The 13,004-nt window shown below is 37.1% G+C and carries 15 protein-coding genes; 6 read left to right on the forward strand and 9 right to left on the reverse strand.

Annotated elements, in window-relative coordinates; translation table 11 throughout:
• Nucleotides 1-70 precede the first annotated feature (70 nt).
• A complete protein-coding gene (gene queC, locus G6W45_RS01685) occupies nt 71-784 on the reverse strand; it encodes a 7-cyano-7-deazaguanine synthase QueC (protein WP_275944593.1) in 714 nt (237 codons plus the stop codon).
• Nucleotides 785-809: 25 nt separating this feature from the next.
• On the opposite strand from queC, the gene ybeY reads away from it, so the two are divergent.
• Entirely contained in the window at nt 810-1,256 is a 447-nt protein-coding gene (gene ybeY / locus G6W45_RS01690; protein WP_084108568.1) for an rRNA maturation RNase YbeY, read from the forward strand.
• Here ybeY and G6W45_RS01695 read toward each other — a convergent pair.
• The 5 genes from G6W45_RS01695 to mobB are packed head-to-tail and all read right to left on the reverse strand — an operon-like array spanning nt 1,245 to nt 5,727.
• A complete protein-coding gene (locus tag G6W45_RS01695; protein ID WP_194167316.1) occupies nt 1,245-2,228 on the reverse strand; it encodes a ferrochelatase in 984 nt (327 codons plus the stop codon). The genes ybeY and G6W45_RS01695 overlap by 12 nt on opposite strands.
• The gene (metG, locus tag G6W45_RS01700; RefSeq protein ID WP_194167317.1) at nt 2,229-4,151 is read right to left on the reverse strand and encodes a methionine--tRNA ligase; all 1,923 of its coding nucleotides are present in this window, start codon (nt 4,149-4,151) and stop codon (nt 2,229-2,231) included.
• Nucleotides 4,152-4,166: 15 nt separating this feature from the next.
• The gene (locus G6W45_RS01705; RefSeq protein WP_085657632.1) at nt 4,167-4,385 is read right to left on the reverse strand and encodes a hypothetical protein; all 219 of its coding nucleotides are present in this window, start codon (nt 4,383-4,385) and stop codon (nt 4,167-4,169) included.
• A complete protein-coding gene (locus tag G6W45_RS01710) occupies nt 4,385-5,248 on the reverse strand; it encodes a class 1 fructose-bisphosphatase (RefSeq protein WP_242039024.1) in 864 nt (287 codons plus the stop codon). The genes G6W45_RS01705 and G6W45_RS01710 overlap by 1 nt, the downstream gene beginning before the upstream one ends.
• Entirely contained in the window at nt 5,248-5,727 is a 480-nt protein-coding gene (mobB, locus tag G6W45_RS01715) for a molybdopterin-guanine dinucleotide biosynthesis protein B (protein ID WP_103604169.1), read from the reverse strand. Before mobB ends, G6W45_RS01710 begins: the two co-directional genes overlap by 1 nt.
• A 120-nt stretch (nt 5,728-5,847) precedes the next feature.
• On the opposite strand from mobB, the gene G6W45_RS01720 reads away from it, so the two are divergent.
• Complete coding sequence (locus G6W45_RS01720; RefSeq protein ID WP_194167319.1) at nt 5,848-6,327, forward strand: hypothetical protein; 480 nt, start codon at nt 5,848-5,850, stop codon at nt 6,325-6,327.
• On the opposite strand, the gene G6W45_RS01725 is transcribed toward G6W45_RS01720, so the two are convergent.
• The 3 genes from G6W45_RS01725 to gltX are packed head-to-tail and all read right to left on the reverse strand — an operon-like array spanning nt 6,248 to nt 9,460.
• The gene (locus G6W45_RS01725) at nt 6,248-7,885 is read right to left on the reverse strand and encodes a lytic transglycosylase domain-containing protein (protein ID WP_194167320.1); all 1,638 of its coding nucleotides are present in this window, start codon (nt 7,883-7,885) and stop codon (nt 6,248-6,250) included. The two genes, G6W45_RS01720 and G6W45_RS01725, sit on opposite strands and share 80 nt — an antisense overlap.
• Nucleotides 7,863-8,156 carry a YggT family protein gene (locus tag G6W45_RS01730; protein WP_103648839.1) on the reverse strand — a complete coding sequence of 98 codons (294 nt, stop codon included), beginning with the start codon at nt 8,154-8,156 and terminating at the stop codon, nt 7,863-7,865. Before G6W45_RS01730 ends, G6W45_RS01725 begins: the two co-directional genes overlap by 23 nt.
• An 8-nt stretch (nt 8,157-8,164) precedes the next feature.
• Nucleotides 8,165-9,460, reverse strand: a complete 1,296-nt coding sequence (gltX, locus tag G6W45_RS01735; RefSeq protein ID WP_194167321.1) for a glutamate--tRNA ligase — start codon at nt 9,458-9,460, stop codon at nt 8,165-8,167.
• Between the two features lie 145 nt (nt 9,461-9,605).
• Here gltX and mscL point away from each other — a divergent pair, with 145 nt between their 5' ends.
• From mscL to G6W45_RS01755, 4 genes are all read left to right on the forward strand, one after another.
• On the forward strand, nt 9,606-10,010 hold the full coding sequence (gene mscL, locus G6W45_RS01740) for a large-conductance mechanosensitive channel protein MscL (protein WP_103593047.1): 405 nt from the start codon (nt 9,606-9,608) through the stop codon (nt 10,008-10,010).
• A gap of 102 nt (nt 10,011-10,112) precedes the next feature.
• The gene (locus tag G6W45_RS01745; RefSeq protein ID WP_084108542.1) at nt 10,113-10,751 is read left to right on the forward strand and encodes a Crp/Fnr family transcriptional regulator; all 639 of its coding nucleotides are present in this window, start codon (nt 10,113-10,115) and stop codon (nt 10,749-10,751) included.
• Nucleotides 10,752-10,871: 120 nt separating this feature from the next.
• Nucleotides 10,872-11,444, forward strand: a complete 573-nt coding sequence (locus G6W45_RS01750; RefSeq protein ID WP_009294580.1) for a cytochrome c3 family protein — start codon at nt 10,872-10,874, stop codon at nt 11,442-11,444.
• A gap of 9 nt (nt 11,445-11,453) precedes the next feature.
• Complete coding sequence (locus tag G6W45_RS01755) at nt 11,454-12,821, forward strand: multiheme c-type cytochrome (protein WP_194167322.1); 1,368 nt, start codon at nt 11,454-11,456, stop codon at nt 12,819-12,821.
• The last annotated feature ends 183 nt before the right edge of the window (nt 12,822-13,004 follow it).

Raw genomic sequence — 13,004 nt, forward strand, 5'->3', positions numbered from 1 at the left:
TTTTGGCAGGTAGCAAGAGTCTAAGCGTTGATATATCTTTAAATTTGCTAAATACCCTTGTTTTAGAGACTCATAAGGAAAATTTTTGATTTTTATATGCGATTTTATCAGTGGCGTTTGCCTTTTTAAAGCCATTTAGCCTTAGCCTGCAGCTATCGCAAAGTCCGCATGCCTCGTCATCGCTTTCGTAACAGCTCCAAGTAAGCTCTAGTGGCGAGCCAAGCTCAAGAGATTTTGCTACGATGTCAGCCTTACTTAAATTTACAAGTGGAGTAATTATCTCACACGAAAAACTAGGTGATGTGCCTAAAATTATGGACCCGTTTATACTTTTTATGAAGCTTTCTTTGCAGTCAGGATAGCCTGAACTATCTTCTTCTACGACACCGATATAGATAGCTTGTGCATTTTCTTTTTCAGCAAGTGCGGCAGCGACCGAGATAAAAATACCATTTCGAAAAGGCACGTAAGTATTTGGCACATCTTTTTCCACTCCGTCTTTTCTTATTTGCAAGCTTTCATCGGTTAAAGAATTTCCGCCTATTTGGGCAATAAAGCTAACATCCAAACTCATCTTTTTTGTAATGCCTAATCTTTCACAAATTTCGTTAAATGCACGTTTTTCGCGTTTCATCGTTCTTTGGCCATAGTCAAAATGAAGCGCTACGATCTCATATCCAGCCCTTTTTGCCATTACAGCACAAAGCGTACTATCCATACCGCCGCTCATTATACAAACTGCTTTTTTCATATTTTGCCTTTTATTTTTGCTAGAATTATACAAAAAGTTACTAAGGAAAGAGCCTAAAATGATACTTTGCGAAGAGAGCTATCCAAAAATTTTAGATGAAATTTGTGAATATTTGACACTAGGAGAAATCGAGCTAGTCTTTGTCGATAAAGAAGAAATGAGAGAACTGAATAAAACTGAGCGGGGCATTGATAAAACGACAGATGTTTTAAGCTTTCCGCTTGAGCTTGTCATTCACGCCCCACTTGGCTCAATCGTTATAAACAAAGATATGGTAAAAGAGAAAGCTGCAGAGCTAAATCATAGTGAAGAGGCCGAAACCGCACTACTTTTTACACATGGATTGCTTCATATCTTGGGATTTGATCATGAAAAAGATGATGGCGAAATGAGAGAAAAAGAGTGCGAGGTTATCAAGAAATTTGAGCTGCCTAAAAGTCTAATAGTAAGAAGCGAGGATGTTAGGCTGATTGATCTTATAAATAATAAAAACTTAAAAGAGTAGATTTTCTTCAGATGTTTTGTGAAGCTCTTCTAAAAGCTCCTCTTTTTGGCATAAAATCAATATGTAGATAAAATTTTTAAGCTTTTTTATCTCGCTTAAATTTTTAAAGTAGATTGCGTTTTGTACTTTTAACAAAGAGCCTTCTGGCAAGCAAATTTTTATCTCATCAGGGCTAAATTTTTTATTTAAAAATATACTTTGGCTTATGAATAAATCTTCATCACTTTCAGTAATTATGGCTCTAAAGCTATTTCCAAAACTAGTAGGAATAAAATTTTTATCTATAAAAATCGGGTCAAAATGCCCGTGAATCCTACCTTCGTAAGGCTTAAATGAAATTTTATTGCTATCAAGAAATTTTAAAAGCCCATAAAACATCCCAGCAAAAACTCGTGGTATGTTTAAGTTTTGATAGTATGTTTGCTTAAAAACTGTGTTTGTAAAAAAGATCGAGCTCGGATTTATCTCGTGCATAGTTGTATCTGTGTAAATGGTCTCAAAAAGAGGCGATATTCGCTGAAGTGTTCTTGTATCATCGCCAAAAAAGACATCAAAGACCTTTGCATGAAAAATTTGATTAAAAAGCTCAGTGATATTTTTTGACATGACGTGTGCGTTAGAGCCAAGCTTTGATTTTTCTAAAAAGTCATTTATAAAAGGATTTACGGCGCAAAATTTTAGATCTTTATGAGTAGCCTCAAATCTCATGAGCTTTATCATGGCGGTCTGTAAGCTACTAACTTTTAAAAAGGCGATCTCTTTGTCAATAATTGGCACATTATCTTCGCTAATTATGGCGTATGCGCCTTGTTTAATCGCTGTTTCTATATCGCTATCGTTTGCGTTTAAGCAAATATATGCAAAGCCACGTCTTACATGCTTTAGCTCGAAAACAAACTCGCTTACGCTAGTTATCGTCGGTGCGTTTAGAGCCTCGGCATTTATTAGACGAGTTAAATTTTCTATTGTCATTTAGCCAACGATCGCACCATTTTTAACTTTGCCTTGCGTACCAAGAAGCGTTAGCGAGCCATCAGATGCGCTTAGGATCATGCCTTGAGAGACATATTTTTTCATCATCGTTCGCTCTTTTAAATTTGCTAAAACGCAAACTTGTTTGCCCACAAGCGAGCTAGGCTCGTAGTATTTTGCAATGCCAGATAAAATTTGACGTGACTGCTCCTCGCCAAGATCTATCTTAAATTTAAGCAGCTTCTCGCTACCTTCAACTCTCTCGCACTCTAGCACTTCACCTACTTTTATCACCACCTTTGCAAAGTCATCAATGCTAATGATTTCGTCCTCTTTTTTCTCCTCTTTTGGCTCAGCTTTTGCCTCAACCTTTGGCTCATTTGCCTCGCTCATTAGCTCTTTTTCTATCCTTGGGAAAAGTGGATCTGTAGCTTTTGCTACGAAATTTGAAATTTCATTTTTTAAGACAAGAGTTTCATAAGAAGCCGTATCTATGCTAAAGCCAAGCGTGTCAGCTATCTTGGCACAAGTTTTTGGCATAGCTGGGCTAAGTAGTATCGCTACTTTTGCAAGTAAATTTGCGCAAAGTGCCACAAGTGCGTTTGCCTCGTCAGTTTTGCCAGCTTTGATAAGCGACCATGGCTCATACTTCGCAACGGCTGCATTTGCAAGCGTTACGACCTTCCAAAGATCTTCTAAATAGCGATTTGTTGCTAAAATTTCTAAATTTTTTATAGCTTCATCAAGGTAGCCTTTTGCTTCATCAAGCTCAGCTTTGTGAAATTTGAGCACATCTTTTGAGCCGATTTTATAGTCGCTATACTTTGCGCTCATGCCAATAATGCGGCTTAGCAGGTTGCCAAGTCCGTTGCCAAGTTCTGAATTTATGCGCTCAATCAAAGCCTTTTGGCTGTAATCGCCATCTTGCCCAAACGGCACCTCTCTAAGCAAAAAGTATCTGAAATTTTCAAGTCCGTAAGCATTTGCAACCTCTCTTGGGTTTATAACATTACCCTTACTTTTGCTCATCTTTTCGCCATTTATGGTCCACCAGCCGTGCGCTGCTACGTGTTTTGGTAATGGCAAGCCAAGACTCATCAAAAATGCCGGCCAGTAAACTGCGTGAAAGCGTAAAATGTCCTTACCAACGATGTGAGTAGTGTATGGCCAAAGATCCATTCTAGCGTCATCTCTTGAATATCCTAGTGTTGTTAGGTAGTTTATAAGCGCGTCAAGCCAGACGTACATAACGTGCTTTTCATCGTTTGCGCTCTTTGGTAGCTTTATGCCCCAGTCAAAGCTCGTTCTTGTTACAGAGAGATCTTTTAGTCCACCTTTTACAAAGCTTACGACCTCGTTTTTCTTACCCTTTGGGATGACGCAAAGCTCGTCGTTTTCGTACCATTTTAAAAGCGCATCTTCATATTTTGAAAGCTTAAAAAAGTAGCTCTCTTCTTTAACTAAAGATGTAGCTCGGCCGCAGTCCGGACAGTGATTGTCTTCTAGTAGATCTCTTTGATTAAAAAATGTTTCGCAACTAACGCAATAAAATCCCTCATATTCGCCTTTGTAAATATCGCCATTTGTTTGCATCTTTTCAAAGACATTTTGTACGGTTTGCTTGTGCTCTTCGTCAGTCGTTCTTATAAAATGGTCGTAGCTTATTTCAAACTCATCCCAAAGTGATCTAAATTTAGCGCTAATCTCGTCAGCATACTCTTTTGGAGTCTTGCCTCTAGCACGTGCTGCTTGCTCGATCTTTTGTCCGTGCTCGTCTGTGCCTGTCATAAAGTATGTTTCTTTGCCTTGCAGGCGGTTAAATCTAGCAAGTGTATCAGCGATGATAGTCGTGTAGGCATGGCCGATGTGTGGCACGTCGTTTACATAGTATATTGGGGTCGTTATATAAGCTTTTTCTTTCATATTTTTCCTTTAATTTTAAAAATCAAATCCGCCATCGCTGCCAGTATTGCCTTTTGACATCGAGTTGTAGCAGCTATTTACGTACTCTTTTCTTGTCTCGCAGTCAAAAAATACTTCGCAGTTAAAGCAGCTTTTTTGCCCTTTTTGGCTTTGGCACTCTTGCAAAATTTTTGCTTTTTGCTTTAAGGCTAGCTCAAATGCGTCAAGTGGCTCGTTTACTTGTGTTTCTTGCATTATTTTTGCTCGTAAAATTTATGCAAAAGAGAAATTTCATCACGTGAGCCAAAGAAGCATGGCGTTGTTTGGTGATTTTTTTCTATTTTTATATCAAAAAGTGTTTGATTTTTGCCGTTTGTCGTTGCGCCCTTTGCGTTTTCATATATGAAGGCAAATGGCAACACTTCAAAGACTACTCTTAGCTTGCCATTTGGATGATCGCTCGTTGCTGGGTAGCTAAAAAGACCGCCACCTTTTAGTAAAATTTGATGCAAATCGCTCACCATTGCACCTGAGTATCTTAGTCTGTAGCCCTCGTTAAATAGCTCGTTTATAAAATTTCTATGCGTTTGGCTCCAGCCCTTTTGCGTGGCTCCCGTGGCATTTAGCTTGCCTTTTTCTTTTAGCTCAAGCTCTTTTACAAATTTAAATTCGCCATCTTTGCCAAGTCTATAAAATTTAGGCAAAGCGCCCTTTTTCTCTGCAATTACAAGTTCAAGTCTTGGGCCATATATGCTGTAAGCTGCGGCTATTAAATTTTCTGGTTTTACTTCGTTTTCATAGATACCAAAGATCGAGCCAACGGCGAAATTTACATCAACTAGGCTTGAGCCATCAAGAGGATCGTAAGCGATGATAAATTTAGCATTTTTATTTATCTCAAGAGCGTCCTCTTTCTCTTCGCTAATTAGCGCTTTTACGTAGGCAAGCTCCTTAAATTTAGCTGTGATGATCTCGTCGCTTTTGACATCAAGCTTTAGTTGTGTGTCGCCAGTTGCGTTTTCGTGAGTTGTGTAGCCAAGATCGGCGTATTTTATCACTTCGCTTATCTCTTTTGCGATCTCTTTTATGGTGTTAAAAATTTGATTTAATTCTTGCATTATACAGCCTTTGCATTTTTGATTATCCACGCACAAATAGCGTCTATATCGTCTAAATTTATATTTTTTATCTCGTAAGGAATTTGTTTTTTGTATGTTGCGATCGCATCTGAAAAGCTAAGATATTTTTCATCTATTTCATCTTTAAAAACACTTAACCTTGGTAGTGGAAGCGTCTTTAAACCCTCAACTAAGAGCATATCAAACTCGCCTAGCATTTTAATGACATCGTTAATTTCTTGTGGTTTTTGTGAAAAATAAGTTGTTCTAGTCGGACTCATCACCACCACATCTGCTCCAGTTTGAGAAAATTTAAAGCTATCCTTGCCTTCAACATCAAATTTGGCCTTGTCGCCTGGATCATGTTTTACTATCGCGACTTTCAAACCATCATCTATAAATTTTTTTGCTACCTTTAAAATAAGAGTCGTTTTCCCGCTATTTGAAGGGCCAGAAAAAGCAATAGCAAGTCTTTTCATAAGAACCTTTTTTGTTAAAATTTCTCGCGATTATAACTTATGTTGGCTTTAAAATTTATGAGTGAAATTTAAAAATTAAAATGCTAAAATGGCAGAAATTTTAGAAAATTAAGAGTTTTTATGAGTAAATTTATATCGTTTTTTGTATTTATTTTGATGATATTTGGCTGTGCTGGTGAAAAAGTAATTGTACATGAGCCGTTAAAAAATGAGCTTTTGGCCTACACAAGCAAGAGCGAGATCATTGACGGCACCGATAGAACGCTAATTGTAGCAACTTATCTAAATCCTATTTATAACTCAGATTTAGATGCAAGCAAAGAGCACTTTTTGGTGGCTATAAACCCAAAAGAGCACGCTAGCGAGCTAAATAATATCAAGGTAAATAATGACTCAAATGCCACAAACGCAAGGCTACTTGATGAAAATGATGAGATGTTAAAATTTGCTGGATTTTCGATGCTTTGGGCGCTCTATTATGAAGTGACCGCACCAAGCAAGCAAAGCGATGATCTAGCACTTAGTTTCGAAATTTATCAGTCAAAGCCGGTTTTGTTAAATTTTCGAAAAGTTGCGAAATCTTTATATTGGAACCAGTAAGCGCCATATAGATCACGTAGTTGGCAAGCACCTTTTTGCCGTAGTTTCTAGTTTCTCCGACTGGGACAAGCTCGATCGACAAAAATGGCTCAAATTTTCCCTCTTTAAACATATCATCTCTTGTGATAAGCTTTTTAGTAAAGCCAATACCGCCGTTGTACGCGTATGCGGTAAAGAGCGGATGATAGAGAAATTTATCAAGATAGTTTAGGTGGTGATTTGCAAATTTAAAGGCAACATCAGTTTTAAAAAGATCGTCCTGGTCAAAATTTGGAATTTTTAGCTCTTTTTTGCCGATCGCATTTGCAAGAAATGGCATAAACTGCATCATTCCAAGGGCGTATGAAGTAGAAACTACGCTTGGGATAAAGAGACTCTCTTGTCTAGCCAGAGCATAGATCATCGATTTTCTCTCGTTGCTGATACCCTCAAGCTCAGGAGAACTTGGCATTAAGAAGTATTGCTTCTCCCAGCCATGTGCCTTTTGCATGAAAAATGCATAGGCACCGATACTTTCGTTTGTATAAAATTTCTTCGCAAATTCGCTTGCTTGCGTGGCATTCATATCTTTTACAAGGGCTGCAGTTTTGTTCCATAAAAACGGATCGCTCACGTCAAAATTTTCGATATTTTGCTTGCTAGGTTTTGGTACGATGACTTCAAGTGGTTCGCCACCGATCAAATCTCTTGCGTAAAGCGAGTAGATATTCGCGTCCTTGCTGGCACTTAGCTCTTTTAAAAAGCTTTCGTTTTTGCTTATCTGGTACTGCCAAAAGGTTGTATTATCTCTTTGCCACGCCCTTTCAAATGTACTCTTGGCTCTTGCAAAAAGGCTAAAGGCGATATCGTCTTGTCCTAGTAAAATGGCATTTAATCCAAGCGTAAAAGCATCACTTTTTTCAGTGACAGCTGGATCGATGCTTAGCAAATTTCTTCTAAAACCTTCATATTTTTTATTAAAAACAATATCGTTTAATAAATTTGTAAAGCCCTTTTGTGAGTAGAGCTTGGTCATGAAATTTGCATCAAAACTTTCGCTAAAAAGTATACTTTTATTTTGCGGGCTAGAGGCGTTAAATAGCTCTAAAAAGCTCTTTGTATCGTTTAAATTTGCAAAAGCTTTAGCCGGATTTGCTTCATTTAATACGAGTAAAATTTTTGATTTTTCTGGATTTGTCTTTGCAAGATTGGCTGCTAAAATTTCACGAGTGTGATTATCAAGCTTTAAGCTAAAAGAAATGGATGTTAGCAAATTTTGGCAGGTTAGATTTGCCTGGGTGATATTTTTTGCATTTACACCAGGGCATTTGCTAGGAGCCGCTTTTGGAGGTAAAATTTTATCGATTGATTTTTGAACAAGGCCTGCTTTTCTAAACACATCACTAGAAAGATCTGCTATCTGCTCTTTTGTGTAACTGCCCTCGTTGATAAGGCGGTTGATGTAGTAGTCTTTTGCAAGGCTTTTTGGCTCGTTTTTTAGCTCTTCATAGGTATAAATTTTAGCTAAAAGAGCAACACAAGCAAGAGAGAGAATACTAAAGTGACGCAGCAAAACCAAATAAAAGCCTTATTAAAAATTGATCTAAAAATTGAAGTGCTAAAAGCACAATAAGCGGTGTAAAGTCGATACCGCTAAAATTTGTTTTTATATAGCGTCTAATAAAGCTATAAACCGGCTCAGTTAGCCTATAAAGTAGCTGTACGACTGGCGAGCCAGGATCAGGTCTGACCCAGCTAATCAGAGCTGCTGCGATGATGACCCAAGTATAGACCGTAATAATAAGGTGTAAAATGTTTGCAATCGCTGAAAATAGGGTGGAAAGTATCATTTTTGCTCCTAGATTAAAATTTTGGCCAGATCATCTTTGATAAGAGGATAGAGCTCGCTTAGCTCAGGGCCGTGAAGGTCGTTTGTAAGAAGCGCACGTAGCGGCATGAAAAAGTTTTTACCTTTTAAATTTGTAGCGCTCATAAGCTCTTTTTTAAACTCATCAAAGCTCTCGCATGTTTTTAAATTCTGAGCTGCTTTTTTGATGATTTCAAATTCGTTTTTATACTCATCCGGAGCTATTTTTGGTGAGTATATAGCCTCTACTTTTGCCTTTATCTCAGGTACTAGGGAGCTCTCTTGAGTGTAAAATTTAACTAGCTCAACCTTGCTATCATCCACGCCAAAGATCTCTTTTATGCGCTCTTTTGAAGCAAGCTTGATGTGTTCTCTATTTATTTGCTCAAGTTTTTTCACGTCAAATCTAGCCGGTGAGCGTGAAATTTTGGTTATATCAAACCACTTTACCGCATCTTCGATCGTAAAAATTTCAGTTGGAGTTTTGTTGCCAAGAAGTATCAAATAGTTTGCGATCGCCTCAGGTAAAAATCCCTGCTCAAAGAGCCATTTTACGCTTGATTCGTTCTCGCGCTTGCTCATTTTTTTGCCATCTATATTTAAAAGGATAGGCAAATGCGCGTAGTTCATCTTGCCAGTGTAGCCAAGCCCCTCGCGTATGAGGTCTTGCTTTGGTGTGTTGCTCACGTGATCCTCACCGCGTATGACAAAGGTCACGCCCTCAAGCATATCATCAACCGCGCAGGCAAAGTTATAAGTTGGAGTTTTGTCCGCTCTCATGATGACAAAGCTATCAACTGCGTCTGGCTCAAAGCTTAGCTCGCCTTTTATAGCGTCTGTAAAGCTCATAGTGCGTGTTGGCTTTTTCATTCGGATAACAAACGGCTTCTCGCAGTTTAAAACTTCAGTATCGCTTAGTCTCTCGCAGGTGCCGTCATATCTATATGCCACACCTTGCTCTTTTGCTTTTTGTTTTTTTGCCTCGAGTTCTTCTTCGGTACAAAAGCAAGCAAATGCCTTCTTATCGATGAGTAGTTTTGAAGCTAGCTGTCTGTGGAATTTTAAGTTTTCGCTTTGGATGTAAATTTGCTCTGGTTTTATGCCAAATTTGCTTAAAATTTCTAAGATATCTTTCTCTTTTCCTTCAATATTTCGCTCTTTGTCTGTATCTTCTATACGTAAAATAAAACCACTTTTATCTTGCAAAGAACAAATATAATTAAAAATAGCTGCACGTAAATTTCCTATGTGCATATCTCCTGTTGGAGAGGGTGCAAAACGATACATAAGCTCATTCCTTACGTTAAATTTTGAGTTTGGATTATAACACCAGCTTGATAAATTTAAAGTTATGTAATTTGATTTTTTTAGCCGAAGCAAAGCATTTCTTGAATAAAATCCGAACAAAAATTTAACATTTTTAGGAGAAACAATGAGTTTTATAAGCGAATTTAAAGAATTTGCGATGCGTGGAAATGTCATAGATATGGCTGTTGGCGTTGTTATAGGTGGCGCGTTTGGAAAGATCGTTTCATCACTAGTTGGTGATGTTATCATGCCTGTTGTTGGCGTTTTAACTGGCGGTGTAAATTTCACTGATCTTAAGCTTACACTAAAAGAAGCGGTAGAGGGAGCGCCTGCCGTTACGATAAACTATGGCTCATTTATACAAACAATGGTTGATTTTTTAATAATCGCATTTTGTATTTTCTGCGTCATCAAAGCTTTAAATACACTTAAAAATAAATTACCAAAAGAGGAGCCAGCTCCAGCAGAGCCTGAAACTCCAGCCGACATTGCACTTTTAACTGAGATTAGAGATCTACTTAAAAAATAATTTCATACATTTCAAAGGGAAAATTCCCTTTGAAAATCTATTAAAATTTATCTTATTTTTATATGCTAAAATATTTTTTATTTTAAAAAGGCGAGTAAAAATATGATAGAAAAAATCCCGTTTTTTCAAGGCTTAAACGAAGAAGATTTAGCCAAACTTGAAGCCATAAGTGTCGTAAAAAAGTATAAAAAGGGTGAATTTTTATTTATAGAAGGCGAGGAGCCAAAATGGTTAATATTTTTGATAAGTGGCTCTGTCAAGCTTTATAAAACCACAGCAAATGGAAAAGAAATTTTTATTCATCAGCTAGCCCCTATGAATTTTGTAGCTGAAGTCGTAAATTTTGAAAATATTGTCTACCCAGCTAGTGCTATTTTTACCATATCTGGCGAGGTATTAAAGATAAATTATGAAAAATTCGCGGCTGAATTTTTAATAAAACCAGAAATTTGTATGAAATTTTTAAAGTCAATGTCTGAAAAGATAAGAATCACAACAAATCTACTTCATCAAGAGTTAATTTTAAGCTCAGAAGAAAAAGTGGCTAGGTTTATTTTAGACCATGAAGATTTATTTAACGAGCTAAAACATACAAAAATTTCATCAATACTTAATATGACTCCAGAAACTTTTTCGAGAATTTTAAATAAATTTAAAACAAATGGTTTGGTTAAACTTGACGAGAAGAACCAAATTTTGGAAAAAGATGTAGGTGGACTGCAAGAAATTTATTCTTATTGAAAGTTAATATCAAATAAATATTTTTATTTACTTAAAGAAAAAATTTATATATCTTTTGATAGTATTCACTTAAAATTTTCGTAAAAATTTACGATATATTGATAAATTCAGGAGGAAGTTTTGGCTGAAGTTAAGAAGAAATTTTTTGTTTGGTCATCTGTTATTATCGGCATTGTGATCGGACTTATTGCGTCTATGGGTATTGCTGATGCACTTCATGCAACTGGTAGTGGCTACATCTGTACCATTTGTCACACGATGGATCCTATGAATGCTGCATATCATGAAGATGTACACGGCGGCAATAACAAGCTTGGCATAAAAGCTGAATGTTCAGCCTGTCACCTAAATCATACAAGTGCCTATACCTATGTACTTACAAAACTTAAAGTATCGATAAATGATGGTTATAAGACATTTTTTACAGATACGGACAAGATCGACTGGCGTAAAAAACGCGAGCATGCATCTCACTTTGTCTATGATAGTGGATGTTTGACTTGCCACTCAAATTTAAAAAATGTTATTCAAGCTGGTAAATCATTCTTGCCACACAGAGATTATTTCGTTCTTGGAAATCCTAATAAGAAATCATGTGTTGACTGCCATGAGCATGTTGGTCACAAGAATTTAGGACTACAAATCGATAAATTTGAAGCAATTAAAAAACAAGAAAACAATAAAACCAAGTAAGGAGGAGAGATGTTTAAAAAGTCGCTAATGTTATTAGCCTGTCTAATGTCTTTTGGCTTTGCCGCAAACATGGATGCAAATAAATCTGACGCTTTAAACCTTAATGTTGTAAAAAACATTAAAGTTGCTCACAAAATGTCAGACTTATCAAAAAGCTGTGTTGAGTGCCACGCTAAAGAGACACCCGGCATAGTTGCCGATTGGAAAAATAGTCGCCACGCTCACGTTGGCGTAAGTTGTATGGATTGTCACTCTGTAAATGCAGATAATCCTATGGCTTCAGTTAAGGTGCATCCAAAAGATTCTAACAACCATGTTTCAATGCTAGTTAGCCCAAAAACTTGTGCTAAGTGTCACGAAAATGAGGTTGAAGAATTTGTTAAGAGTGGTCACGCAAGAGGTGCTATGCAAATGTATGCTAACCCTGTGATAGTAAAACTAATGTATCACTATGAAGGTATGGATCATCCAGAATACAAAATGGCTCCAGACGCTACTGGTTGTTCTCAGTGCCACGGAACCGTCATCAAACTAGACGCTGATCACAAACCTACAAAAGAGACTTGGCCAAACTACGGTATAGGTAATGTTTATCCTGATGGTGGCGTAGGCGGATGTAAATCATGCCACAGCGCACACACATTTAGCATAGCTGAAGCTAGAAAACCAGCTGCTTGTGCATCTTGCCACCTTGGACCTGATCACCCAGATATTGAGATCTTTAACAACTCAATGCACGGACATATCTATAATAGCGAAGCTCACAAATGGAATTTTGATGCTGCTCCTGATACATGGGATGTACCAGACTTTAGAGCTCCAACTTGTGCAGCTTGCCACATGAGTGGTGTTGGTGAAACAACAACAACTCACAATGTTTCAAGAAGACTAAAATGGAACCTATGGGGCGTCAGCAGTAAGCTAAGAACAGCTGGTGATGAACAAGCTGCTGTTGTTTACGAAAAAACTGGCAAACTAAACGTAGGAACACCTCTAGCAGGTCATCCAAATGGACCAGAAGCAGCAAGAGCTGAGATGAAGCTAGTTTGTAAAGCTTGCCATACATCAACTCATACAGATAACTTCTTCATTATGGGTGATAAACAAGTAGAGCTTTATAACGTTTACAATGCTGAAGCAACTAAGATGCTTGAAGAGTTGAAAGCTAAAAACCTACTACTAGAAGATGCTTGGTCAGATGAATTCCAAGATGTCTATTATCATATGTGGCACCATGAAGGTCGTCGTATGAGACAAGGCGCTCTAATGGGTGGTCCTGACTACTCACACTGGCATGGTGTATTCGAAGTTAAAAATGATATAAGAAAACTTCGTGAGATCTACAAACAAAGAATTGAGACTGGTAAAGTTAAATAATTCTTTATAAGGTGGGTTTTCTCCCACCTTATTTTCTTAAATAACTATTAGATTTACTCAACTTTAAATCATTTTTTATACGTCCAAAACTATACAATTTTTAAGACTAGTAACATTAAATATAAAATATTAATTTTTATAGTACAAATTTAAAAATATAAAATATAATTTTCTATTTTTTAC

Source organism: Campylobacter concisus (assembly GCF_015229955.1).
Taxonomy (GTDB): Bacteria; Campylobacterota; Campylobacteria; order Campylobacterales; family Campylobacteraceae; genus Campylobacter_A; species Campylobacter_A concisus_AT.